Origin of the sequence: Bifidobacterium jacchi (assembly GCF_009078285.1) — a bacterium.
In the GTDB taxonomy this organism is placed as follows: domain Bacteria; phylum Actinomycetota; class Actinomycetes; order Actinomycetales; family Bifidobacteriaceae; genus Bifidobacterium; species Bifidobacterium jacchi.
This window is the reverse complement of the sequence record NZ_RQSP01000008.1, coordinates 44438-69880: the sequence shown is the minus strand read 5'-3', so window position 1 is coordinate 69880 and position 25443 is coordinate 44438. Positions and strand designations below refer to the sequence as shown.

15 protein-coding genes are annotated in these 25443 nt (G+C 65.8%); 6 read left to right on the top strand and 9 right to left on the bottom strand.

Features of this window, described 5'->3' with window-relative positions; translation table 11 throughout:
- Nucleotides 1-226 precede the first annotated feature (226 nt).
- The 3 genes from EHS19_RS03795 to EHS19_RS03785 all read right to left on the bottom strand — a co-directional run bounded on the left by EHS19_RS03795 (nt 227) and on the right by EHS19_RS03785 (nt 3456).
- Complete coding sequence (locus EHS19_RS03795) at nt 227-2560, bottom strand: RelA/SpoT family protein (protein ID WP_151916458.1); 2334 nt, start codon at nt 2558-2560, stop codon at nt 227-229.
- A gap of 102 nt (nt 2561-2662) precedes the next feature.
- A complete protein-coding gene (gene dut, locus EHS19_RS03790) occupies nt 2663-3163 on the bottom strand; it encodes a dUTP diphosphatase (protein WP_151916457.1) in 501 nt (166 codons plus the stop codon).
- Complete coding sequence (locus EHS19_RS03785; protein WP_151916456.1) at nt 3163-3456, bottom strand: DUF4193 domain-containing protein; 294 nt, start codon at nt 3454-3456, stop codon at nt 3163-3165. The genes dut and EHS19_RS03785 overlap by 1 nt, the downstream gene beginning before the upstream one ends.
- A gap of 150 nt (nt 3457-3606) precedes the next feature.
- Here EHS19_RS03785 and sepH point away from each other — a divergent pair, with 150 nt between their 5' ends.
- On the top strand, nt 3607-4791 hold the full coding sequence (gene sepH, locus EHS19_RS03780; protein ID WP_151916455.1) for a septation protein SepH: 1185 nt from the start codon (nt 3607-3609) through the stop codon (nt 4789-4791).
- 39 nt (nt 4792-4830) lie between these two features.
- Here sepH and EHS19_RS03775 read toward each other — a convergent pair whose 3' ends face one another.
- A complete protein-coding gene (locus tag EHS19_RS03775) occupies nt 4831-6051 on the bottom strand; it encodes an alkaline phosphatase family protein (protein ID WP_151916454.1) in 1221 nt (406 codons plus the stop codon).
- 269 nt (nt 6052-6320) lie between these two features.
- Here EHS19_RS03775 and EHS19_RS03770 point away from each other — a divergent pair, with 269 nt between their 5' ends.
- Nucleotides 6321-9035, top strand: a complete 2715-nt coding sequence (locus EHS19_RS03770) for a DNA gyrase/topoisomerase IV subunit A (protein WP_151916453.1) — start codon at nt 6321-6323, stop codon at nt 9033-9035.
- Between the two features lie 278 nt (nt 9036-9313).
- A complete protein-coding gene (locus tag EHS19_RS03765; protein WP_151916452.1) occupies nt 9314-10291 on the top strand; it encodes a serine hydrolase in 978 nt (325 codons plus the stop codon).
- Here EHS19_RS03765 and EHS19_RS03760 read toward each other — a convergent pair.
- Nucleotides 10279-10470: a hypothetical protein gene (locus tag EHS19_RS03760; protein WP_151916451.1), complete on the bottom strand. Its 192-nt coding sequence runs from the start codon at nt 10468-10470 to the stop codon at nt 10279-10281. The two genes, EHS19_RS03765 and EHS19_RS03760, sit on opposite strands and share 13 nt — an antisense overlap.
- Nucleotides 10471-10534: 64 nt before the next feature.
- Nucleotides 10535-15601, bottom strand: a complete 5067-nt coding sequence (locus EHS19_RS03755; RefSeq protein WP_151916450.1) for a DEAD/DEAH box helicase — start codon at nt 15599-15601, stop codon at nt 10535-10537.
- 114 nt (nt 15602-15715) lie between these two features.
- Between EHS19_RS03755 and EHS19_RS03750 the strand changes: the two genes are divergently transcribed.
- Nucleotides 15716-17476, top strand: coding sequence for an alpha/beta hydrolase (locus EHS19_RS03750; protein WP_151916449.1), 1761 nt, complete (start codon nt 15716-15718; stop codon nt 17474-17476).
- Nucleotides 17477-17605: 129 nt separating this feature from the next.
- Nucleotides 17606-19066, top strand: coding sequence for an aspartate ammonia-lyase (locus tag EHS19_RS03745; protein ID WP_241677061.1), 1461 nt, complete (start codon nt 17606-17608; stop codon nt 19064-19066).
- A 110-nt stretch (nt 19067-19176) separates the two neighbouring features.
- Here EHS19_RS03745 and EHS19_RS03740 read toward each other — a convergent pair whose 3' ends face one another.
- The 3 genes from EHS19_RS03740 to EHS19_RS03730 form a co-directional block, all read right to left on the bottom strand.
- Nucleotides 19177-21450, bottom strand: coding sequence for a DNA gyrase/topoisomerase IV subunit B (locus EHS19_RS03740; RefSeq protein WP_151916448.1), 2274 nt, complete (start codon nt 21448-21450; stop codon nt 19177-19179).
- Nucleotides 21451-21649: 199 nt separating this feature from the next.
- Nucleotides 21650-23089 carry an RNA polymerase sigma factor gene (locus EHS19_RS03735; RefSeq protein ID WP_421745192.1) on the bottom strand — a complete coding sequence of 480 codons (1440 nt, stop codon included), beginning with the start codon at nt 23087-23089 and terminating at the stop codon, nt 21650-21652.
- 182 nt (nt 23090-23271) lie between these two features.
- The gene (locus tag EHS19_RS03730; protein WP_151916446.1) at nt 23272-24024 is read right to left on the bottom strand and encodes a DUF4192 family protein; all 753 of its coding nucleotides are present in this window, start codon (nt 24022-24024) and stop codon (nt 23272-23274) included.
- Nucleotides 24025-24230: 206 nt separating this feature from the next.
- On the opposite strand from EHS19_RS03730, the gene EHS19_RS03725 reads away from it, so the two are divergent.
- Nucleotides 24231-25406, top strand: coding sequence for a polyprenyl synthetase family protein (locus EHS19_RS03725; protein ID WP_151916445.1), 1176 nt, complete (start codon nt 24231-24233; stop codon nt 25404-25406).
- The last annotated feature ends 37 nt before the right edge of the window (nt 25407-25443 follow it).

The following is a 25443-nucleotide window of genomic DNA, read 5'->3' as shown; positions in this document are numbered from 1 at the left end:
GAAGTCCTGACTGCGGCGGTTCGCTCGGGCATCCGCCCTCTCGATACGCCACTATAGCGGCGCGGCGAGGCTCGCCATGCGGCATGGTCATTGACGTTTTTTATAGTCCATTATCAGCGGCTGCTGACCGCTCGCGATCGTCGACGGCCGACGGCAACCTGCCGAATGCGCGGCAGGGCCGCGACCGGCCGATCGTCGCCGTTCGGAACCGTCTCGCCGAGAACGGTCAGGACTGCTGCATCTTGCGCAGACGCGGTTCCTGCGATTCCTTGGCGCCGGTGATGCGGTAGACGTCGAACACGCCGTCGATCTTGCGCACGGCGGCCAGCAGACGGTTCAGATGCTGGGGATCGGCCATTTCAAAGCTGAACTGGCTGATCGCCACACGATCGCGCCCGGTGGCCTGCGAACCGGAGAGGATGTTCACGCCGTGATCGGCGAGCACTCGCGTCACGTCGGATAGCAGATGCTGGCGATCCAATGCCTCGACCTGGATCTTGACCATGAACGAGCCCTTGGTGCTGGTCCACTGCACATCGACCACGCGTTCCGGCTGCCGCTTTTCAAGATCATGCATGTTCTGGCAGTCGGTGCGATGCACCGACACGCCCTGATTGCGCGTGATGAATCCGACGATATGGTCGCCCGGCACCGGCATGCAGCAGCGCGCGAGCTTGACCCACACGTCGCCCACGCCTTTGACGGCGATGCCCAGCGAGCTGGTGGTCTTCTTGACGCTCTCCACCTGCCGCAGCGGCAGCGCCTCCTGCTCGACCTCCTCGTCGACCTCCTCGCTGCCCGCGTCCTTGACGAGATGCGCGATCACGTTCTGCGTGGAGATCTGGCCGTCTCCGATCGCGGCGAACACCGCGTCGGCGTTGGCGAAGTTGAGCTCATCGGCCACGCCCACCAGCGCCTGGGGCGTCAGAAGCGTGGCGATGGGAAGGTTGCGCTTGCGCATGGCCCGCGTCAGCTCGTCGCGGCCCTCGTCGATGGCCTCGGTGCGGCGCTCCTTGGAGAACCACTGACGGATCTTGTTGCGGGCCTTGGGGCTTTTGACGAAGCTCAGCCAGTCGCGCGACGGACCAGCGGTGTCGGACTTGGAGGTGAGGATCTCGACGGTGTCGCCGTTGTCGAGCGTCGTGTCGAGCGGCACCAGACGGCCGTTGACGCGAGCGCCCATCGTGCGATGGCCGACCTCGGTATGCACCGCGTAGGCGAAATCCACCGGGGTCGCGGCGGCCGGCAGCGAGACGATCTTGCCCTTCGGCGTGAACACGTAGACCTCGGACGCGCCGAGATCCTCCTTGAGCGAGCCGAGGAACTCCTTGGAGTCCGGCGTTTCGCTGGTCCAGTCGGCGAGCTGCTGGATCCATTTGAGGTTGTCGGCCTCGGACAGCTCCTGCTCGTTCTCCCCGCGCCTGCGATCGGCCTTGTCCGGCGAGCTCAGGGCGCGACCGGCCTGACCGTTCTCCTTGTACTTCCAATGCGCGGCGATGCCGAACTCGGCCCGCCGATGCATGTCCCACGTGCGGATCTGGATCTCGACCGGCTTGCCGCCGGGCCCCACGACCGTCGTGTGCAGCGACTGGTACATGTTGAGCTTGGGCATGGCGATATAGTCCTTGAAACGCCCCGGCACCGGGCTCCACCGCGCGTGCACGGCACCGAGCGCCGCATAGCAGTCCTGAATCGTGTCGACGATGATGCGCACGCCGACCAGATCGTAGATGTTGGCGAAATCATGGCCGCGCACGATCATCTTCTGGTAGATGGAGAAGTAGTCCTTCGGCCGTCCGGTCACATACGCCTTGATGTGCTGCGCATCGAGATCCTCGTGGATCTCCTCCAGAATCTGCTTGAGGTACACGTTGCGCTGTCCGGCGCGCCGAGCCACGAGCACGACGATCTCGTTGTAGATCTTCGGATAGAGGACCTTGAAACTCAGCTCCTCCAGCTCGGTCTTGATCGCGTTCATGCCCAGGCGGTTGGCGAGGGGGGCGTACACGTCAAGCGTCTCATGCGCCTTCTTCTGCGCGCCGGCCGGCTTGACATAGCGCCACGTACGCGCATTGTGCACGCGATCGGCGAGCTTGACGACGAGCACGCGCACGTCCCGGCTCATGGCCACGACCATCTTGCGTATCGTCTCCGCCTGCGCGGAGTCGCCGTACTCCATCTTGCTCAGCTTGGTGACGCCGTCGACCAGACCGGTCACGGTGTCGCCGAACTCGGCCCGGCATTCGTCAAGCGTATAGTCGGTGTCCTCCACCGTATCGTGAAGCAGGCCTGCCGCCACCACGGTCGGACCCATGCCCAGATCGGCGAGGATCTGCGCCACGGCGAGCGGGTGGATGATGTACGGCTCGCCGGATTTGCGCCGCTGCGGGGCATGCTGGGTGACCGCCCTGCGATAGGCGCGATCCAGTATGGTCAGATCCTCCTGAGGATGATGGGCGCGACATGCCTCCATGATCGGCTTGAGCGGATTGAGCGGATCGTCGCTGATCTCGCATCCCAGCATGCGAGCCGACGCATACTCACCCTGCGCGTTGGCCATGCTTCACCTCCTCGACTTTCGTCCAATCATACCCTGTGCCACGGCAGCGGGTTCAACGGATACCGGGACGACGCCCGCAGCGCGCGCGACATCGCTGCCCCGTCAGTTGCCGCCAACGGCCTCCTGCGCCGACGACACGCCGGTCGATCCGAACCCGCGCTCCGCGCGATCGGAGCCGGGAAGACGGTCGGCGGCGACGAACGTGGCCTGCACGTAACGCTGGATGACCAGTTGGGCGATGCGATCGCCGGGATGGAACACGGCGGTGCGCTCGGGATCGAGGTTGATGAGCGGCACCTTGATCTCACCGCGGTACCCGGCATCGACGGTGCCCGGCGCGTTGAGCACGGTGACCCCCTGCCGGACAGCCAGCCCGGAACGCGGATGCACGAGGGCGACGTAGCCCGCCGGCAGCGCGATGGCGACCCCCGTGGGGACCAGTGCGCGCTGGAACGGCTTGAGCGTCACCTCGACCGTCGTGATCAGATCGGCGCCGGCGTCGCCGGCATGGGCATAGCGCAGCTGCACCGGATGCGACTCGTCGAGGGACCTGACGAGCACCTCGGTGTTCTCCGGCTCGTTGTAGGTCTCGTCGATCGCCATCAGGCGGCGCACTCCTGGCACACCGGCTGCCCGTCCTCGGTGGTGTACGCCAGCTGGCTGCGATGCTTGACCAGGCAGCATTCCGAGCAGATGAATTCGTCGCCCTGCATCGGGATGACCGTCACCGAGGCGTCCTCGTTGCTCAGATCAGCGCCAGGCAGCTCATAGTCCTCGGCGATGGCGTTCTCGTCGTCGTCGATGTCGCTCGACGTGTTCTGAGAGCCCTTGCCGAGCGCCTGCAGCGATTCCTCGTCATCGTCCTTATTGCGAGGGGAATCATAGTCCTGAGCCATCTTCGTCCTTTCCTTCCACGGCGTCCTATGCGCCATAGGATACACGACTTGTACTCGGCATAGGATACACGATTTGAAATACCCGTAAAATACGACACGTGGGGCACAATAGAACGTGCAAGGTTTTTTTGATGGAAAGTGGTGTGTGACATGCCTGAGCATCCGCTTGAACACGCGAGATTCGATCACGTCGAACCGACCGGGGAGCTCGTGTTCGCGGCCGGCTCGCGGCGTTTCTCGGTCGATGTGGACGAGACGCTGGAGCGCGCCATCCTCGAAGCCAAGCAGCTGCGCGACGAGTCGGGCGCCGACATCAGACCACAGCGCGTCGAAACGCTGCCGATCTCACAGATCCAGACCCTCATCCGTGCCGGGGCGGAACCGTCCAAGGTGGCCGAACGCTATGCCGTCAGCGAGGCGCTGGTCCGGCGGTTCTCCGCAGCCGTCGAAACGGAGAAGAGCTATGCCATCGAGCAGTTCCTGCTCGTTCCCGCGCCGAAGGAGAGCCGCGTGCGCACGATGTCGGAGCTGATCGAGCGTTCGCTCGCCACCGCCCGCATCGGTATGGAGTCCGTATCGTGGAAGGCGACACGCCGAGGACTGGAACCGTGGCGCATCACCGCGCGCTTCGCCTCCGCCGGCCGCGCAGTCAAGGCCGAATGGGCGTGGAACATGCACGACAACGCCGTCGTCGCACTCAATCCCACGGCGCGGCGGCTGCTCGGCGAGCTCGACGACGCCGCGCCGTCGAACGGCGGCTCTTCCTCGGCGGCGTCGGACGACGGTCTGTCGGTCTCGCTTCGACTGCCCGGCGACTCGCTGCGCTCCGCGCGTATCGAACGCACCGTGTCGCAGTGGGCTCCGCAGCAGACCGCGGACCATCACTCATTCGACGAATCGCATGGCATCGCATCGGCGGCATCCTCCGATGAGGCGGGTCCCGCCGGAGCGATCGCGTCTGCGGCGGCGACATCGCAGTCGCAGGCCGCCACAGTCAACGGACTGCAGTCGGCGCCGACCGCGGCCCGTCGTCCGCTCGACTCGCCGGCTGCCGGTGGGCGTAGGGCGGCGGCTCGGGCCGTATCGGCAGATGCGCGCACGGCCGCCGATGCGGCCCGCGATACGACCGGGGCGAATACCGACGCACAGCGGCCTGCGACAGCGCAGAACTCCGCCGGTTCCGCCTCCGCATCCGTCTCCGTTCCGCTTGTGCCGGCCTCGAGCGACGAGCGAGGCCGCAGCACGACGAGCCAGCCCGAGACGAAAGGCGCGCAGCGGCGTCGCCCCGGGCGTTCCGCCGTGCCCAGTTGGGATGAGATCCTGTTCGGCGAATAGTCCGGTACCAGACGATCCGCACTGATCGGATCGCAGCGATCAGGCCACGTCGATCAGGCAGGGAATGTCCATCTCCATCATCGTGCGCGAACCGTGCACGCTCGGCAGCCGCGTCGCCTTGTCGGTCTGGCTGCGTGAATCGACGATGGTGGTCTGCGCGCGAGCCGCGACGATCACGTCGCCGAGCATCGTCGGCACCCGCGCGTCGATGGGACCGAACAGACCGTCCGCGAGCGCCTCGCCGCGCGTGAGCACCAGCGCCGCGTCGCCGAGTCGTTCGCGCCACCGGCTGGCGATGTCGTCGGCGTTCGCGTCCGTCTCGGCGTAGAGCATCGGGGCGCGCGGCTCTCCGCCGACCATCGCGACGCCGGCCGACAGCAGCGGCTCGCTCGCGATGTCGATGCGCTGGCCGGGGTCGGCCTCGATCATGCCATGGTCGGCGGTGACGACGATCAGCGTGCCCTTGGGCGCGTTGCGGCGCACAAGCGCCAGCTGCGCGTCGATGCGCTCGAATGCGGCGATCCACCGTTGCGAGTTCCATCCGTAGTTGTGGCCGATCTTGTCGGCGTCGCGAATGTACAGGTAGGTCAGACCGGCCGACCTCGCCGCGCGGCATGCCGCCAGCGCCCGCTGACTCGGCGAGATGTCGCCCACATACGCGGGGCCGCGCAGCGCCGCCTTGGTCAGCGGCGAATCGGCGAATTTCGGCAGCCCCACGGTGGTCACGCGAACGCCGCGTTCGTCAAGACGCTCGAATACGGTCGGCTGACGCTGCAGGTCGAGCGGGTCGGGCGCCTCCTTGAATCCGATGAGCTGGCAGAGCGCGCCCGTGTCGGGATTGCGCTGCGTGTATCCGGTCATGCAGGTCAGTCCCGGGCAGGTGCCGGTGCCGAACGTGCCCATCGCGGCGACCGTGGTGCTGGGGGTGCAGGTGCTGATGGGGCGCTGATTGGCGCTTTCGTTCATCAGCGAACGCAGGTAGGGCGCGTGCCCGAGCCGCATCGCGAGATTCCAGTAGCCCATGCCGTCAACCAGCACGACGATGGCGCTGGACGCCTTCGGCATGCCGAGCGCGACGCGGCATCGTTCGGGGTCGGGATGCACGGGGGTCGCGATGGGCACGCCGATCGCCGCGGAAACCGCCGGCAGCAGCGCCGACAGGTGCAGCGGGCCGCCGCGCCGGCCATCCGCATGGTCCGAATACTGCGCGACAGGCACGAAATCAAGCAGCTCATTGGTAGACGGTACTTCCACTCCCATATCGCCCATTCAATCACCGGACGGCGAAAACGCGAACGGCGACGCGCGGCAGAGTCGTGGCGATGCGCGGCAGCGACGTGGCGATGCGAACCGATGAACAATCCGATGAACAATCCGATGAGCAAGCCGATGAGCAAACCGATGAGCAAACCGATGAGCAATCCGATGAACGGACGCCCCCGCCGCCACGGCATCCCGTGGTTTCGCTACTATGGTGCGGTCGGTCGCATGCGCGCGGCCGCAACGATCACTGGCGGATGGGAGCACTCATGGCACATGGCCGCAAACCGGCGCACTCCTCCTACGACCTGCGTCAGGTCAAGGAGCACATCGTCGAGACCCCGTTGAACGAGGAGATGAGCAAGTCGTTCCTCGAATACGCCTATTCGGTGATCTATGCGCGAGCGCTGCCGGATGCGCGCGACGGGCTCAAGCCGGTGCAGCGGCGCATCATCTACCAGATGGGGCAGATGAACCTCTCCCCCGACCGCCCGTACATGAAGTCGGCGCGCGTGGTCGGCGAGGTGATGGGCAAGCTGCATCCCCACGGCGATTCGGCGATCTACGAGGCGATGGTGCGTCTCGCCCAGCCGTTCGCGATGCGGCTGCCGCTGGTGGACGGCCACGGCAACTTCGGCTCCCTTGACGACGGGCCCGCGGCATCGCGATACACGGAGGCCCGGCTGGCCCCCGCGGCGCTCGGCATGAACGCCGGGCTCGATGAGGACACGGTCGATTTCACGCCAAACTACGACAACAAGCTCAAGGAGCCCGTCGTGCTGCCGAGCGCGATCCCCAATCTGCTCGTCAACGGCGGCTCCGGCATCGCGGTGGGCATGGCGACGAACATGGCCACGCACAACCTGCGCGAGACGGTGGCCGCCGCCAAGCATCTCATGGCCCATCCCGACGCCACGCTGGAGGAGCTCATGCGCTACGTGCCGGGGCCCGACTGGCCCGGCGGCGGCATCATCATCGGTCGTGACGGCATTCGCGATGCCTACCGCGACGGCCGCGGCACGGTGACCACGCGCGCGACGACGCACATCGAGAACGTGACGGCGCGCAAGAAGGCGATCGTGGTGACCGAGCTGCCGTTCATGGTCGGACCCGAACGGGTGCTGGAACGCATCTCCGAAGGCGTGAAGAACCATAAGCTGGAGGGCATCTCCGGCGCGATCGATCTGACGGACCGGCACAACGGCACCCGCATCGTCATCGAGGTCAAGACCGGCTTCGACCCGAACGCGGTTCTTCTGCAGCTGTTCCGCCATACGCCGCTGGAGGACAACTTCACCATCAACAACGTCGCTTTGGTGGACGGTCGGCCGCACACGATGGGGCTGCGCGAGATGCTGGACGTGTGGATCGGCCACCGTCGTGGCGTGGTGCGTCGTCGCAGCGCGTTCCGCCGTCGCAAGGCGCTGGAGCGGCTGCATCTGGTCGAGGGCCTGCTGCTCGCGCTGCTCGACATCGACGAAGTGATTCAGGTGATTCGCACCTCGGACGACGCCGACGCGGCGAAGAGCCGCCTGATGGCCGTCTTCGATCTGGACGACATACAGTCGCAGTACATCCTCGATCTTCGTCTGCGCCGACTCACCCGCATGAGCCGCATCGAGCTTGAGGCCGAGCGCGACGATCTGAGGCATCGCATCGAGGAGCTCGACCGCATTCTCGCATCGAACGACGAGCTGGACGCCGTGGTCGTGCGGGAGATGGACGAGGCCGTCGAGGCCTGGGGCTCACCTCGGCGCACCGTGCTGCTCGACGCCGACGAGTCCGGCACGCTCACGCCGGTGGTAGCGCACGGCGACGACGATGCGCGGGATGCGGCATTGGACGCAGCCAAGGCGGTGACGACGACGCAGCATGCCGCATCCGATGTCGCCGCTGCGGCCGCGGCGCGACGCGAGGGGCGCGAGGACGCTGCCGCGCAGGCGCTGCAGATCGAGGACGCGCCATGCACGGTGATGCTGAGCGCATCCGGTCTGATCGCCCGGACGACGCCGTCAGCGATGGATGTCTGGCATGCGCGGTCCGCCGCCGATCCGCGTACCGCGGACGATCAGATCCGTTCGATCTTCGCGACGTCCACACGCGCCTCCTATGCGCTGATCACGTCGGCCGGCCGTCTCGTGCTCGCGCATGTGAGCGATCTGCCGTCGCTGCCCGCCTCGACGACGCTGCATGTGACCGGTGGCGTGCGCGCCGACGAGCTGATCGCCATGACCGAAAGCACGCAGCCCGTGCACGGCGAGCATGTGGTGGCGGCCATCGCCATGCACGGCGATCCGGTTGACGCCGGTTCCGACGGCGGTTCCGACGCGGGTTCGCAATCCGCCGCGGCGCTGCTCCCGCTGGCTATCGGCACCCGCCGAGGCGTGGTCAAGCGCTGGAATCGAGAGGCTCCCACGACGATGGACTCATGGTCGGTGATCGATCTCAAGGACGGCGACGAGGTGCTGGCCGCCGCTCCGGCGCGCGACGGCGACCGTCTGGTGTTCATCTCGTCGGACGCATCGCTGCTCACCTTCGACGCGGCGCTGGTCCGCCCGCAGGGGCGCACCGCGGGCGGCATGGCCGGCATCCGGCTTGCCGAGGGGTGCCGTGTGATGGCGTTCGCCGCCATACCCGCCGGCAAGATCGCATGGACGTACGAGGAGGGCGGCAACGGCCTGTCGGCCTCGTCCGGCGCCGTGGTGCTGACGGTCGCCGGCGATGCGGACGCGTTGGCCGGCACGGACAACGGTTCGGCGAAGGTGACCCCGCTGGAGATGTATCCGACGAAGGGCCGTGGCACCGCCGGCGTGCGCGCGCAGCGCTTCCTCAAGGGGCAGAACACGCTGATCCTCGCATGTGTGGGAGCCTATCCTCTGCATGCTTCGACCGACTCCGGCTCGCCCGTCGAGCTGCCGAAGCCCGACATGCGGCGCGACGCATCCGGCGTGGAGCTCGCCTCGCCGATCGGATTCGTCGCCTGACGCTTCGGATTCGTCGCCTGACGCTGGCGTTGCCTGCGCCGCCTTCCGACACCGCCTCCTGACACCGCCGGACATCGGCGCAGAGGGTATTACGTGCCTGTGGCACACGCCTACCTCATACCCTACATACCCGGCAGACGCGCCGTGCGTGCTGCATGCGCGGAACGCGCGGCGCGCACGGCGCGTCTGTCTACATCGCAGTGCTCCGCCATGTCCGCTATGGTGGAGGTGATCGTTCACGGACCAGGCTGGTTTGCGGCCGTTGATCGGAGGCTGTCATGAGGATGCGCATCGGCTTGCGTCATGCCGCCACGTCAGCCACGGTCGCGATGGCGCTGATCGCATCCGGGCTGTCTCCGAACGCGGTCGCGGCGGTGGCCGCCGCTTCGACGACGATGCCGTATCCGTTCGGACCTTCGACCAAGGCCGACCACACCCCCGACGAATCCGGAGACGATAGCGACTGGGATGCGCAGGCGGTGCTGCTCAACGCGATGATCGAACGGACCCGGACGCTGCCGGAGCTGCTGCGCATCGGCATGGGCGATCCGAGCACGCAGGACAAGGAGCCGCTTCACGATCTGACCGACGAGGTGCGCGGCTCTCTGGACGATCTGTTCGCCGGTGCCGAATCGTATGCGATGGTGGTGCGCGATGCGCGCACCGGATATGAGCTGGTGAACATCAACGGCGGACGCGTGTTCGTTTCCGCAAGCACCTACAAGCTGTATGTGGCGCGGGATATGGCCACGATGGTGGAGTCCGGCGCATTGTCGTGGCAGTCCGCTCTCAACGGCATGACGTTGGAGTCCTGTCTCGATACGATGATCGTCAATTCCGACAACGATTGCCCGATCGCATGGCTGACCAGCGTGTCGTCGAATGACGAGACCACCGCCCGCGCCGTCGCCGCGGGCGCGAGCGGAACCGTGTTCGGCAACGACGGCATCGTGCGCACGACCGCCGACGATCTGTCCTCCATATTGGAGGATTTCTATCATCGCAATGGTCTTACCGACGAGTCGGTGGATCGCATACTGGCGTTGATGGAGCGGCAGATCTACCGCGAGGGCATTCCGGCCGCGTTCGACGATGACGTGACCGTCGCGGACAAGGTCGGTTTTCTTGACGCGTATCTCAATGACGCCGGCATCGTCTACTCGGCGAAGGGCGATCTGATCGTCGTGGTGCTGACGAACGGCTCGTCATGGGATGACATCGCCCAGGCCGTGCGCATCGTCTATCAGGCGCTGTAGCCGACATTGCCCGTGCCGCCGTCGCCATCACCGCTATCGCCATCGTCGCCGCGGTTGCCATGAACGCGGTCGTTGCCGTCGCGGTCGTCGCAACCCCAGTCATCGCGGCTGAAACCCGGCCTTCGCGGCGGCTTGAGCACGCCCCGCCGAACGCGCAACGCGCCACCGAACACGAACAAGCCGCCGTGTGGACACGGCACACACGGTCGAACGGCGAAAAGCCCGCAAAGCCGATGAAATCGGTCAGCGGTACAGCTTCATGCCCTGCGGACACGGCACGAATCCCGCCATATGCAGCATGCGCAGCAGTTGCGGACGAGACCTCACCGGTGAGCCGTTGACATCCGCTACGGTGATGCCGCCGACGCCCTCGCAGTCCATCGTGCGCTGCAGCGCGAAGACCAGTTCGCCGCAGGCTCGGCGAAGGGTTTCGGATGCGGCGTCGAACGCGAACAGGCGATGGCTGCGCGGCACGATCATCAGCACCGGTCTGCCCTGTGCCGTCACGACGACGCTGCCGGCGCGCCGTGACGGACGTAGACCGGCGGCATGCTCGCGCGCATCGAATTGGCCCGACGACGGAGGGTCCCGCTGTTGCGGCGCATCCGCCGACATCTGCTCCTGCGATGGCACCCGCTCCTCCGATGACGTTCGACCTTCCGATGAAATCTGTGCATCATGCGGTGTCGACGCATCCGCTGACGCATGACGCTCGGATTCGGCACCGGCAATCGGCCATGGAATCGCCGACCCGTAGAGATTGGCGGGATCGAGCGCATCGATGGCGACGAGCGCTCCCCCGCCGCCGCGGGCATCATCGGCCATGCCGCGCAACGCGTCGATGGACTCCCGCTCGGCGAATTGCGCGGCGCCGAATCCTTCGACGAACATGCCCCTGACCAGCAGCCCGCGCTCCTCCATGCGTCGAAGGACGGGATACAGGCCGGAGAATCCTCCGTCGATGTCCTCCTTGTCGATGAGCGGCTGGGCGATGATGCCGTAACGGTCCAGCAGCGCCTCCACCATGGCGATGGCGCGTCTGCCCGATTCCTCGTCCGAGTCCTCGCCCCCATCGGCGGGCATGGACCGGGATGAGGATGAGGCGACCAGCGACCACAATCCTCCCAGACGCGCCGGAAGCCGCGTGCCGAGTCTGACCCGTCGCCGAGCCACGCGCACCGTTTTCGTCTGTGGGCCGGCCCCGCCGCCGGCAAGCACCGCGCGCACCGGGGAGAACGAACTGTTGGTGATGCTGCCCTGCCGCACCAGCGCCCATAGCGCGTTTTCGAATGCCTGATGCGACCAGCCGTCGTCCATGATCTCACCGGTCGCGTCATCCACGGTGATGTCGGTGATGTCGGTGCCGTCACCGTCGTGACCGTCGTCACCGTTCCCGTCGCTCCCCTGTTCAGCTCTATGGCGATTCCATGCGGCTCGCGCCATGTCCTCCAGCCGATCGGCCCGATAGGAGCCGGCACCGGATGCGTACGACAGCGCATCCGATATCGCGCTCATGACATCGCGGTCGAGGTCATGCGCGGCTGCGGCTGCACCGTCGACGATCCCATTGCGGTGCCGGGCTGCGTCGCTCGTACGATGCAGCGTCTGCATGGGCGCAAGGATCGCCGAACGCGAGGGATGGAACGCTATGCGTCCGATGCACTGCGAGCCGCGCGAGCCGTCCGCCACCCACACGACGTCGCCCTCGGCAAGCAGCTCGTCGAGCATGGACGGCGTATAGTTCCTGATCCGAGCCGGGAACACGGCGCTCTCCCATAGCGCGGCGGGCAGCGCCACTCCTTCGAGCTGTTCGATGACCTGCGCCAGTCCGTCGGCCCCTTCGAGACGCTGCGCCCCGACCGATGCCACCGACTGGCGGTCCAGCACGAATCGCTGGAACACGGACGCAGGCACAGGCTTGATCGCCTTGCGCATTCTGGCCAGCGACAGCGCGCGGATGCGGCGGAACACCTCACGGTGAAGCAGCTGCATCTCGCCTGGCGCTTCCGCCTGGGTTTCCTTCCGGGTCTGCGACTGTGTTGCCGTCTGTCCGCCGGATGCGGAGTCATCCGTCTTCGTCGCGGCACGAAACGCACCTTTGAGCAGCTCTCCACGGCGTTCCATCTCGTCCAGCGCATGAACCGCCGTCCGCGCATCGAGTCCGAGATCGGCGATCATTCGATCGGCGGTGAACGGACCATGCGTCTTCGCATAGCGCGCCACGCGCCCCGCCACGTCGTCCTCGTCGAGTTCGTTCCAGAATCGTCGCGAGGCGAGCTGGCGTTCGACCTGCGCGATAGCCTCAGGATCGAGCAGCGCGGTCATGTCCGAGCCCGTGAGCAGGCGCTCCAGGACCGCCGGGTCGACGGACAGCAGCTGCGCGCTGCGTTCCGCCTGCGGCATGTCGTACTGGTACATGACCGAGCCGACGAAGCCGAACAGCAGATTCTCGGCGAACGGGGACGGCTCCTGAGTCTGCGTCTCGACCAGCGAGATGGCTCCGGACCCCACCGCTTCCATGATCTCGCGCAGCGCCGGCATGTCGTAGACGTCCTGAAGACACTCCCGAGCCGTCTCCAGAAGCAGCGGGAAATTCCGTCTTGCGCGCGCCGCGCCCAGAAGCTGCGCCGCGCGCAGACGCTGCTGCCACAATGGCACGCGTCTGCCCGGATCGGTGCGCGGCAGGAACAGCGAGCGCGCGGCGCATTCGCGGAACCGGGCGGCGAACAGCACGCTGTCGCCCACCTGCGCGCGCACGATGCGGTCAAGTTCGTCGGGATCGAACACCAGCAGGTCACGTGAAGGCACGTCGCCTCCCATATCGGGCAGTCGGATGACGATGCCGTCGTCCGCCGCATAGATCTGCCCGTCGAACCCGAACCGGCGCGACAGCCGGTCACCTATGGCCAGCGCCCACGGCTCATGCACGCGGCGCCCGAACGGCGAATGGACGATCACGCGCCAGTCCGACTCCTCGTCGCGGCATCGTTCGACGACGATATGCCGGTCGTCGGGCACCACGCCGGTGGCTGCCCGCTGCTCTGACAGCAGCGCAGCCAGGTTGTCTACGGCATTGTCGTCCAGACCGTCCTCACGCAATCTACGTTCCACCGGCACCGTAAACCGTGGCGCGCTGCGTTCCCGCGTCCGGCCGGATGCAGTCGCGGGCCCGGATGCATTGTCGGGTGGCTCACCCTGCGGAGCGTCTTCAAGACCACTGCAGACCTGTCTGAGGAACCCGCCACGCGCCCGCCCGAAGCCCGCGTCTCGCCCGAGGCCCTCACCATGCCAGAACGGCAGGCGCGCGGTGCGTCCCGGCGCCGGCGTGACGACGACGCGGTCGCGGGTGATCTCCTGAATCTGCCATGTGGAGGTTCCCAGGGTGATCACGTCGCCGACCCGCGACTCGTAGACCATCTCCTCGTCCAGTTCACCCACCCGGCGCGGTCCTCTGCCGGATTCGCTCTCAGGCAGCACGACCGTGTACAGGCCCCGATCCGGGATCGTGCCTCCGCTGGTGACGGCGAGCCGCTGCGCCCCTGGACGCGCGGATATGATGTCGTCGTCCCGATTCCACATGAGCGGCGGCCGGAACGCGGAGAACTCCTCATCATCGTAGGTGCCGGTCATCATGCCCATGACGGCGTCGAACACGTCCCGCTGAAGATCCTCAAAGGGAGCCGAACGGCGCACGCTGCGATACCATTCGTCCGGTTTGAGATCATCCATCGCGGCGGCCGCGACGGTCTGCTGGGCAAGCACGTCGAGCGGATTGCGCGGTATGTGCAGCGGTTCGATGGCACCCGCCATCATGCCCTCGATGCCGGTCGCCACGCCTATGATCTGCTCGCGCGTCAGCGGATAGAACAGCGCGTGCGACACGCCGCCCACATGGTGGTCCGCGCGTCCGACGCGCTGCAGACCCGACGACACCGACAGCGGGGGCGCGATCTGGATGACCAGATCAACCGATCCCATGTCGATTCCCAATTCGAGACTGCTGGTCGCCACCACGCACCGCAGCCGGCCATGTTTGAGACGCTCCTCGATCTGCTTGCGACGCTCCTTCGACACCGATCCGTGATGGGCCATCGCGATCACGTCGTCGGCGTCATGCGACTGCACCAGCATGGTGGTGGATCCCACCACGGCGTCATAGTGAGTGGCGAGCCCCTTCTTCCCCACATGCCCGTCCGCACCGCCTTTCGCGTCGTCATCCGCATCGAACGAACCGGCGGATTTGCCGTGACGGCCTTCGGCGTAGAGGTCGTTGAGTCTGGCCGTGAGACGCTCGGCCAGTCCACGCGAGTTGACGAAGACGAGCGTGGTGCGGTGCGCGAGAATCTCGTCGAGTACGCTGCGCTCCACCACGGGCCAGATCGACCCGGTTCGACCTGCCGCCACACCCGTGGGATTCGCGTGATCGGCGGGCTTGCCGGCATCACCTGCACCGTGCGCCCCGTCGGATGCTGTTCCGACGAGCCGCATCATCCGCGGCGTGACCCCGCTGATATGCCGTTCACCTCGCAAGCTCTGCGCCGCTCCCGCCTTCGACGGCATGTCGGCCGAGTTCAGATCGCGCATGTCGGCGAGCGGGGCGACCGCGCGCAGTCGCATGCCCGGACGGCCATGCGGATCGATGATCGTGATCGGAGCCGAACCGGCCAGAAATCGTGCCGCCTCGCCGGCGGGATTGACGGTGGCCGACAGTCCGATGCGCTGCACCGGCTCTGCGACGAGCATGTCGAGCCGTTCGAGACTCAGCGCCAGATGCGCCCCACGCTTGGAGCCCGCAAGGGCATGCACCTCGTCGACGATCACGGTGCGCACGGTTCGCAGGATGCGCCGCGCCTTGGAAGTCAGCAACAGGTAAAGTGACTCCGGCGTGGTCACCAGAATGTCCGGCGGATGGGCGGCTATGGCTCGCCGTTCGCGCGCCGTGGTGTCGCCGCTGCGCGTGGCGACGCTGATGCGCGGAGGCGCGACGCCCATGGCCTCGCACTGCCTCGCTATGCCGCCCAGAGGGGATTCAAGATTCTTCGCCACATCGACGGCGAGCGCCTTGAGCGGGGACACGTACAGCACACGCACCCCATGGACGGCGCGCGCCTCGCCCTCGGTCATCAGCCGGTCTATGGCGGAGAGGAACGCCGCAAGCGTCTTGCCGGAACCCGTGGGGGCGATCGCCAGTACGTTGCCGCCTGAGCGAATCGCGGGCCATGCCTCGCGCTGCACCTCGGTGGGCCGTCCGAACGCATGGGAGAACCATGCCCGGGTGGGAGCGGAGAACAGGTCAACAGATTCGCACATGTGTTCGATTATGCTGTGCGCCAAGGACGACGCGACACGCCTGGGAACTACGGTGCCGACGCATCGGACGGCACGCCCCTTCACCATGAGGACGAACGACGATAGACTGGTGTCATGAGCGAACCACAGCAGCCCATGTCCTTCAATCCGGGCGACCAGCAGCCATACAGGCGCAGTCAGCCCGAATCCCAGCATGCGTATCCTCCCTATGGGCAGCCCGGCTATCAGCCCAGGCCACCGTACTACGGCTACGTGCCCCCGCGGCCGCATAGCTCGCTGGCCGCATGGGCCGTGGTGCTCATCGCAATCGCCACTGCATTCAGTCTCATGGCGGCGGTGGCGCTCGTGCCCGCAGTCATGAACACCGACACGATGACCGTCAGCATCGACAACACCCACGGCACCACCGACGGCGGCTCTCAGGGCGGCGACGGCTCCGACGCGCCCGGCGCCCGACCGGACTCCGTCGACGCGGCATTCGACGACTACTACACGCAGAGCGTCACATGGAAATCCTGCGCTCAGGGCGATGCCTGCGCCACGCTCAAGGCGCCCTCCGACTGGTCCGACGCTGAGTCCACGCCCATCAGCCTGCATCTTGCCATCCACCATGCCACGAAGGAATCCAAGGGCACGCTGTTCATCAATCCCGGCGGCCCCGGCGCGTCCGGCGCGGACTTCCTCAATGACTTCCTCTCCTTCAGCGCCACGAACCGCCTGACGGAGAACTACGACATCGTCGGATTCGATCCGCGCGGCGTGGGCGGCTCCACCGCGGTCTCCTGCGGAACCGACTCGTCACTGCTCGACGACTACTTCCTTTCGCCGCCGGCCACGGACAAGAACCTGCAGCAGCTGCGCAGCCTGTCCGACCGGTTCGCCAAAGCGTGCCGGGACTCCTCCCCCGACGACATCGTCGATCATGCGGACACCCAGTCGGTGGCGCGCGACCTCGATATGATGCGGGCCGTGCTGGGCTCCGATCATCTCGACTACCTCGGCTTCTCCTACGGCACGTTCATCGGCGCCACCTATGCCGCGCTGTTCCCCGAGCAGACCGGCCGGCTCGTGCTCGACGGCGCGGTCGATCCGCAGGAGGACACGTCCGAACAGACCATCAACCAATCGGTGGGATTCGAAAACGCGCTCAAGGCCTATCTCAAGGACTGCATCGACAACGACGCCAGCTGCCCGTTCAAGGGGGGCAGCGTCGATCAGGCGGTCAAGCAGATCCAGTCATGGCTCTCCCGCGCCGATTCCAAGCCCTGGCCGGCATCCGGCGGCGACGTCAACAGCGTGGCCCTGATGTACGGCATCATCACACCGCTGTATTCGCAGGACAACTGGACGTTCCTGACGCAGGCGTTCACCGAGATGAAGTCCAGGGGAACCGCGACCACGATGCTGCTGCTCACGAACACCTATCTGGCGCGCGAGCCCGGCGGCGGATACAAGGACAACTCGATGCAGGCGAACCTCATCGTCAACTGTCTGGACAACCCGCCGACATCCGACATGGCCCGCCAGAAGCAGATCGCCAAGGAGCTGAGCGAGAAATCACCCACGTTCGGCCGATTCATGGCATACAGCAACCTCGGCTGCGACGCGCTCAAGCAGGACCGATCGCATCTCGAGAAACTCGACTTCTCCGCGAAGGGCGCCGCGCCGATCGTGGTCGTCGGCACGACGGGCGACCCAGCCACGCCGTACCAGTCGGCCGTGAATCTCGCCAAGGAACTGGATTCCGGCGTGCTGGTCACCTACAAGGGCGAAGGGCACACCGCGTATTCGTCCACCAACGTCTGCGTGGCGAACGCGGTGGACGACTATCTCATCGACGGAACCGTGCCGAAGGACGGCACGACCTGCCAGTAGCCCCACACGCAATCATCCGCCAGACAGCGTCGGCAATCCACCGGCGTTTCGTCGGCTCGCATGCCCGCCACGGTTCGGGCGGGGTCCTCGCCACACGCGCACCATCACGCCAAGAACAGGAGCATCATGATGATCGATCGACTTGCGTCGAACAACTCGTCAATGGCACGCGCGATGCGCGTCGAACACGACTGCATCGGCACGCTTGACGTGCCCGACGACGTCTACTGGGGCATTCACACCCAGCGGGCGATCGGCAACTTCACCGTGTCCGGCATCGCGGACTCAACGCACCCGCAGCTCATCAGGGCGTATGCCACCGTCAAGCGCGCGTGCGCCGAGGCGAACGCCGAACTCGGCCTCATCGACCGCGCCAAGGCCCGTGCCATCATCGCCGCGTGTCTTGAGATCGAGAGCGGCGCGCTCGCCGACCAGTTCCCCGTGGACGTGCTGCAGGGAGGCGCCGGCACCTCCACCAACATGAACATGAACGAGGTGATCGCCAACCGTGCGTTGGAGATCGCAGGACACCGGCGCGGCGACTACGCGTTCATCCATCCCAACGACGACGTCAATCACAGCCAGTCCACGAACGACACGTATCCCGCCGCGTGCAAGCTTGCGCTCATCGACGCGATCGGGCCGCTGGCCGAACAGACCCGTGCGCTTGGCCGGGCGTTCCATGATCTAGCCGACCGACACGCCGATGACGTGACCATCGGGCGCACCCAGCTTCAGGATGCGGTCCCCATGACCTATGGCCAGGAGTTCCACGCCTTCGCCAGTTTCATGAAGGCCGACTGCATGGCGTTGGAGCATGTCGTTCCGCAGCTTATGTCGCTCAATCTCGGTGCCACCGCTATCGGCACCGGCATCTGCGCCGATCTGCGGTTCCGCAAGGCCGCGACCGAGCATCTGGCGCGCATCAGCGGTCTGCCGGTCACGGCCGCGCCCGATCCGGTGGCGGCGATGACCGACATGAGCGCCTACATCGCGGTCTCGCAGACCGTGAAGAACCTCGCGATCCATCTCAAGAAGGCAGCCGACGACCTGCGACTGCTCAATTCGGGGCCGCACGACGGCTTCAACGATCTCAACGTGCCGGCACGTCAGGCCGGCAGCAGCATCATGCCAGGCAAGGTGAATCCGGTGATTCCCGAATGCGTGGATCAGTGCTGCTTCATGGTGTTCGGCATGGACACGACGGTGACGTGGGCCGCCTCGGAGGGTCAGCTGCAACTCAACGCGTTCGACCCGGTGATGATCCATGCGCTGCTGGACGGCATCGATCTGATGACCCGCGCGCTGGCCATGTTCCGCGAGCGTTGCGTCGAGGGCATCACGGTGAACGTCGAGGTCGGGCGCCGTTACGCGCAGTACTCCCCGTCGATCGCGGCGACGCTCAACGACGAGATCGGCTACGAGCATGCCGTCGACATCGCCAAGGAGGCGTCCGTCACCGGCCGCAGCGTGCGCGACATCGCCGGCGAGCGGACCGATCTGCCCGCAAGCGAGCTGGATGCGCTGCTGGATCCGATCACGCTGGCACGTCGGCTCGGTCAGACCTGCCGCGAGCATCGCGACGCCTGACGACGACGCATGATCGCCTGATGATCGGCATCGACGGCTGAGATCCGGTCCATCCACCTCGTCCGCCCGGCGTGCCACGCTCGGTGCCGGACGGACGCATATGTGCCCGATCAGGTGTCGATCTTCGACCGGTCGAAGTCGTCGGCGTTGTCGACGATGAACCGTTTGCGAGGAGGCACGTCGTCGCCCATGAGCAGGCTGAAGATGTCGGCTGCCTGAGCGGCGTCCTCCATGCGGATGCGACGCAGCATGCGCGTACGCGGATCCATCGTGGTGTCGGCGAGCTGGTCGGCGTCCATCTCACCCAATCCCTTGTATCGCTGGATATCGGGGTTGTAGGCGACCTTCCTGCGATCGAGGTCCACGAGCCGCCCCTCCAGCTCGTCGTCGGAATACGTGTAGATGTACTCTCCCTTGTGGCTTCCCGCGAGCGCGATCCGGTGCAGCGGCGGCACGGCGGCATACACATGCCCATGCTCGATGAGCGGACGCATGTACCGGTAGAACAGGGTGAGCAGCAGGATGCGGATGTGCGCGCCGTCGACGTCGGCATCGGTCATCATGATGATCTTGTTGTACCGTGCCTGTTCGATGTCGAAGCTGGCTCCCGACCCGGCACCGACGACCTGGATGATCGCGGCGCACTCCTTGTTCGACAGCATCTGCGAGAGCGATGCCTTCTGCACGTTGAGGATCTTGCCTCGAATCGGCAGCAGCGCCTGGAACGCGGAGTTGCGGGCCGCCTTGGCGGTGCCGAGCGCGGAATCACCCTCGACGATGAACAGTTCGGCCACATCGTCGTTGCCCGGCTGGCAGTCGGAGAGCTTGGGCGGCATGGACGCGGATTCGAGCGCGTTCTTGCGACGCGTGACCTCCTTGGTCTTGCGTGCCTGGATGCGGGCATGCATCTCGCCGACGATCTTGTCGAGCACGCGCGAGGACTGATCCTTGTAGCCGCGCTTCGAGCCGCTGATCATCTCGCCGAACTGCCGGTCGGTCATCTTCGCGACGATCGGTCTGACCTGGGCGGTGCCCAGCACGTCCTTGGTCTGCCCTTGGAACTGCGGTTCGGCGATGCGGACGGTGACCACGGCCACGAGTCCGGCCATGATGTCGTCGCGTTCGACGCGCATGTTGGCATCCTTGAGATTGACTTTGAGCCTGCGCGCGTTGTCTTCGACCGCCTTGCGCACCTGTCGGGTGATCGAGGCGAGGAATCCGTCGACGTGCGTGCCGCCTCCCGGCGTTTCGACGACGTTGACGAAGCTGAGCACCTTTGTGTCGTAGCCGTTGATCCAGCGCATGGCGATGTCCACGGCGCAGTCACGGGTCACCTTCTGCGCATGCAGTTCCCCGCCTTCGCCGACGGCCTGGGTCTCCTCGTCATACGTGTCCTGGCCGCTGATGCGCCAGATTCCGGACACCGGCTCGCCGTTCGAGAGGAAGTCCACGAAATCCTTCACGCCGCCGGTGTGGCAGAACTCCTCGATGCGGCGGTGCGTGTGCCGCGCGGCCTCGGTACGCGCCGCGACGATCGCCACGGATTCGCCCGATATCGCGGCATCGGCGGCGGATTCCGTCTCCTCGTCGGCAGTCCCGTGGGATCCCTCACCGGGGGTCTCGTCGGAGGTCTCGTCGATCTCACGCATCTCATCGATCGTCTCGTCCCCGGTGGCCGGAATGTGCTCGTCGACGACGGTGATTCTCAGTCCCGGCACGAGGAAGCTGGTCTGACGCACCCGGTCGATGAGCTGGTCGTAGCTGAATCGGGCGGTGTCGTTGAATATTTCGGGATCGGCCCAGTAGCGGATGCGCGTACCGGTGACCTTGGCCGGAACCCTGCCGATGATCTCCAGCTCGGTCGGCCTGTTCTTCCGCGTGCGTTTGAACGGCGAGTCGGGCGAGGGATGGGCCGGATCGGCATCCGTGTATACGCCGGGATGTCCCTGATGGAAGGCCATGTGGTGCGTTTTGCCGTCACGGTCGACCTCCACGTCGAGCCGGGAGCTCAACGCGTTGACGACCGACGATCCGACGCCATGCAGGCCGCCGGCGGCGTTGTATGACGAATTGCCGAACTTCGCACCGGCGTGCAGCTTGGTGAGCACGACCTCGACGCCGGTGAGCTTGGTCTTCGGCTCGATGTCCACGGGGATGCCGCGACCATTGTCGGCGACCTCGACCGACCCGTCCTCATGCAGGGTCACGGTGATATGGTCGCATGCACCGGCGAGCGCCTCGTCCACCGCGTTGTCGATGATCTCCCACAGGCAGTGCATCAGTCCCTGACTGTCGGTCGTGCCGATGTACATGCCGGGGCGCTTGCGCACGGCATCGAGACCTTCAAGAACGGTAAGACTGTCGGCACCGTAGGATTCGGGCATGGTTCTCCTTATTCAATCACATGGCTCAATCACATGCAGAACAACAATCATGCTCCCGCGATGCGGAGGCACGGAAACGAATGGCCCTGTTGCGCAATCCCCTGACCGGGCATAGCGGGATACGGATGGCTCCGTCGGGTGGAAGCCCACTGGGCTTCCACCCTCCTCGCGCGGTCGGCCTGCCGAGCGGGCCGACCGCTCACTGATCCAGGAAATCCCGCAGGGTCTGCGAGCGCGACGGGTGACGCAGCTTCGACATGGTCTTGGATTCGATCTGACGGATGCGCTCACGGGTCACGCCGTACACGCGACCGATGTCGTCAAGGGTCTTGGGCTGTCCGTCCTCAAGGCCGTAGCGCATCTTGATGACGCCGGCCTCGCGCGGCGACAGCGTTTCAAGCACCTGCTTGAACTGTTCCTGAAGCAGGGAGAACGCCACGGCGTCCGACGGCGCGATCGCATCGGTGTCCTCGATCAGATCGCCGAATTCGGAATCGCCGTCCTCGCCGAGCGGCGTGTGCAGCGAGATCGGCTCACGACCGTACTTCTGCACCTCCTGGACCTTCTCGACCGGCATGTCGAGTTCGCGCGCCAGCTCATCCGGCGTGGGCTCGCGGCCAAGATCCTGAAGCATCTGGCGCTGCACGCGGGAAAGCTTGTTGATGACCTCGACCATGTGCACGGGCACGCGGATGGTGCGGGCCTGATCGGCCATGGCGCGGGTGATGGCCTGGCGAATCCACCATGTGGCGTAGGTGGAGAACTTGAAGCCCTTCTTCCAGTCGAACTTCTCGACGGCGCGGATGAGGCCGAGGTTGCCTTCCTGAATAAGATCGAGGAACAGCATGCCGCGACCGGTGTAGCGCTTCGCCAGCGACACCACCAGTCGCAGGTTGGCCTCCAGCAGATGATCCTTGGCCTTCTTGCCGTCCGCGGCGGCCCACTTGAGCTCGCGCTTGCGCTTGAAGTCCATCTTATCGCTTTCGGTGTCGAGCAGATGCTGCGCATACAGACCCGCCTCGATGCGCTCCGAAAGATCGACCTCCTGCTCGGCGTTCAGCAGGCTGACGCGTCCGATCTGCTTGAGATAGTCCTTGACGGGGTCGGCGGTCGCGCCCGCGGCGACGACACGGCGCTTCGGATTGCCCGATGGCGTCAGATTGTCGTCATCGTCATCGTCACGCACCACGAAGGCGCCCTTCTCCTTGGGCGTCTCGGGCTCCTTGCGCTTGGGCTTGTCCTCGACGCTCTCGGAACCGTCGTCGTCCTCGTCATCAACATCTTCACCGTCCTCGTCGGACCCGTCAAGGGCATCATCGACATCGACGTCAACGTCATCCGCGCCATCGTCGAGATCATCGACATCGGCATCGTCGTCCAGCGGATCGAGTTCGTCGTCGGACAGCCGGTCGCCGTCGTCGAGCATATCGTCCTCGACGGCATCGGCCGGGATCGGGGCCTTCGCATCGTCCCGCGTGTCATCCGGCTTTGTCGAGGCGCGTTTCGATGCCGCGGAGGAAGAGCTCGCGGTCGCGGCCTTCTTCGAGGCGCGCCTGCGGGTCGCCCCGGACTTCACGACCGGAGCCTTCCCGGTCTGCTCGGCATCGTCACGCTCGACAGTCGTTTCCTTCTTGGACAAACCCCATCCTCCTGCATGATCGGCCATCGGTGCTATATACCATATGGGCGCACTTCTGGCAAGGGCAAATCGTCAACTAACTATAGGAGTTAACCACTGCGCAAGGACGATTATTCCCACGGCCGACGCCACGGAGAGGATGAACACGCCACGAGCGCGACGCGCAGTCCCATGCACGGGATCTAATACTCGACCTCGCACACGCAGGACTCGTCGTCCAGATCCACCGCCACATCCTCCATCCACGCCGGGGCGACGCCATGCGCCAGCGCGGAAACGATGATCTCGGCAAGCGTGCAGTCCTCGTCGATCGTCAGACATTCCAAGGCGACCGCAAGCGCCTCACGGCAGCCGAGCCACCAGAGCAGATAGGCGATGATCGACAGCGGCTGCGCACGATAGCATACGGGGACCATCCCCGCCATGTCGACCAGCATCGACAGTCCCGCGCGGCACCGACGGACATCGGGGTGCAGCGTCGCATCGTCAAAGGCATCCGACAGCAGTCCGCAGACCAAGTGACGACTATCGTCGCAGAACGGATCACGCACCAGGGCGATCATCTCCTCGCGGCCGCAGCGTCCGGGACGCGCCACCAGGGAGATCACCAGCGCATCGCGAATGGTCAGCGACTGCATCATTCCCGCAGCCAACGCCAGCGCATGGCCGCGCGTCAATGCCACACGGCACCCGCCTTCCTCTTCGCTCAGCAGCCGCATCCATTCGCGAAACGGACCGGCGACCCATCGGGCATCCGCCTCATGCGGTCCCAGATCGATCCGGCTTCTGCGCAGCCGCTCCCGCAGCCGCACGATCTCCTCATCGTCCGCCTCATGGCTCCCGCCAGCGACCGCCTCACCACGCGGCTCGTCGCGCCGAAGCGGCAGGCCGCCCGAGCAGACACCGTCCACGCATCGTCTCATATTCGCGTTCATCATCATCCCTTTCCGAATCGATGTACTGACAATGAATCCGAACCATCCGTCCGGATCACCCCGCGCCGACCGAACGCGGATTGCCCATCACTATGGCATGTGCCCGCAGCGGGGTCCAGCCAGAACGACCCTTGTGGACGGAACCTCAAAACCATTGGAAAACAGCCGTTCTTGTATTTGCCAAACGTTGTGGATAACCTCTAACTATGACTATTGAGACGGATCTGCATAAGATCGAGCATCGCATAGCGCATCTAGTGCGCCGCCACCTCGCCGACGACGACATCGCGATCGCGCTCCCCCTGAGGCGGATCGCGGATCTGGTGACCGATCAGGCGGTCGAATCCAGCAAAGGCGGAAAACGTCTGCGCGCGCTGCTGGCGCTCGCGTTCTTCGATGCGGCGCTCGCCTCGAATGCAGATGCCCCCACCTTGGATGCAGATGCGCCGAATGCCGCCGCACCGGCTGCCGACGCACCGGCTGCGGCGACATCGGGCAACGCCACGCTCGCTCCGGGAACCGACCGCGGAACGATGCTGGACCTCGCCTGCGCGATCGAGGTGTTCCAGACGGCGGCTCTGGTGCACGACGACATCATCGACGAATCGCCGCTGCGACGCGGGCGCCCTTCCGCGCACACCGCGCTCACCCACGTCACGAACAGCAGCGCCATCGGCCGCGGACTGGGCATCATGCTCGGCGATCTTCTGGCGACCGAAAGCGTTGCCATCGCCGAACACGCCGCGCAGCGCATGACGAACGACCATGCGGTCATCGAGGCGTTCCTCGACATGCATCGCGAAGTCGAGGTCGGACAGGTGCTTGATCTCGGCGTCGAGATGACGCCATTGGACGATCCGAAGGCCCTCGCCGACGCGTCGCTGAATGTGTTCAGATGGAAGACCGCAAGCTACACGACCATCGCGCCGATCAGGCTCGGGCTGCTGGCCGCCGGCATGGACCGCGCCGAGGCCCGGCGCAGGGCCCTTGCCATCGGGGTTCCTCTCGGCGTGGCGTTCCAGCTGACGGACGATCTTCTCGACGTGACGGCGGACAGCCACCGCACCGGCAAGCCCGTGGGGGGAGACATCCGCGAAGGCAAGCGCACCGTGCTGCTCGCCGACGCGCTCGCCGCGGCGAATCCGGACGAACGCGCCGAACTCATCGCGATGTTCGAAGCACCCCGCCGCGATGAGACCCAAGTGCGGCGAGCCATCGAACTGTTCATCGGCGGCGGGGCGAGCGAACGCTCGCTTGAACGCATCACCGCGCTGCGCGACGAATCGATGGCCGCCGTCGAACACTGGTGGCCGGCATCGACACCATCAGGCAGGGCGCTCGCCGAGGTGTGCGAACGATTTGTACCGCTCTCGCGCAGATAGCGGACCCGCGCGTCTCAACGGCACGCGGGTCGCATAC

Excerpts from the sequence above, each read along its gene's own strand:
- EHS19_RS03740 (WP_151916448.1), bottom strand. The coding sequence starts at position 21,450 with ATGCCCGAATCCTACGGTGCCGACAGTCTTACCGTTCTTGAAGGTCTC.
- sepH (WP_151916455.1), top strand. The coding sequence starts at position 3,607 with ATGCCTGAGCATCCGCTTGAACACGCGAGATTCGATCACGTCGAACCG.
- EHS19_RS03745 (WP_241677061.1), top strand. The coding sequence starts at position 17,606 with ATGATCGATCGACTTGCGTCGAACAACTCGTCAATGGCACGCGCGATG.
- EHS19_RS03725 (WP_151916445.1), top strand. The coding sequence starts at position 24,231 with ATGACTATTGAGACGGATCTGCATAAGATCGAGCATCGCATAGCGCAT.
- EHS19_RS03765 (WP_151916452.1), top strand. The coding sequence starts at position 9,314 with ATGAGGATGCGCATCGGCTTGCGTCATGCCGCCACGTCAGCCACGGTC.
- EHS19_RS03775 (WP_151916454.1), bottom strand. The coding sequence starts at position 6,051 with ATGGGAGTGGAAGTACCGTCTACCAATGAGCTGCTTGATTTCGTGCCT.
- EHS19_RS03770 (WP_151916453.1), top strand. The coding sequence starts at position 6,321 with ATGGCACATGGCCGCAAACCGGCGCACTCCTCCTACGACCTGCGTCAG.
- EHS19_RS03795 (WP_151916458.1), bottom strand. The coding sequence starts at position 2,560 with ATGGCCAACGCGCAGGGTGAGTATGCGTCGGCTCGCATGCTGGGATGC.
- EHS19_RS03785 (WP_151916456.1), bottom strand. The coding sequence starts at position 3,456 with ATGGCTCAGGACTATGATTCCCCTCGCAATAAGGACGATGACGAGGAA.
- EHS19_RS03730 (WP_151916446.1), bottom strand. The coding sequence starts at position 24,024 with ATGAACGCGAATATGAGACGATGCGTGGACGGTGTCTGCTCGGGCGGC.
- EHS19_RS03750 (WP_151916449.1), top strand. The coding sequence starts at position 15,716 with ATGAGCGAACCACAGCAGCCCATGTCCTTCAATCCGGGCGACCAGCAG.
- dut (WP_151916457.1), bottom strand. The coding sequence starts at position 3,163 with ATGGCGATCGACGAGACCTACAACGAGCCGGAGAACACCGAGGTGCTC.
- EHS19_RS03755 (WP_151916450.1), bottom strand. The coding sequence starts at position 15,601 with ATGTGCGAATCTGTTGACCTGTTCTCCGCTCCCACCCGGGCATGGTTC.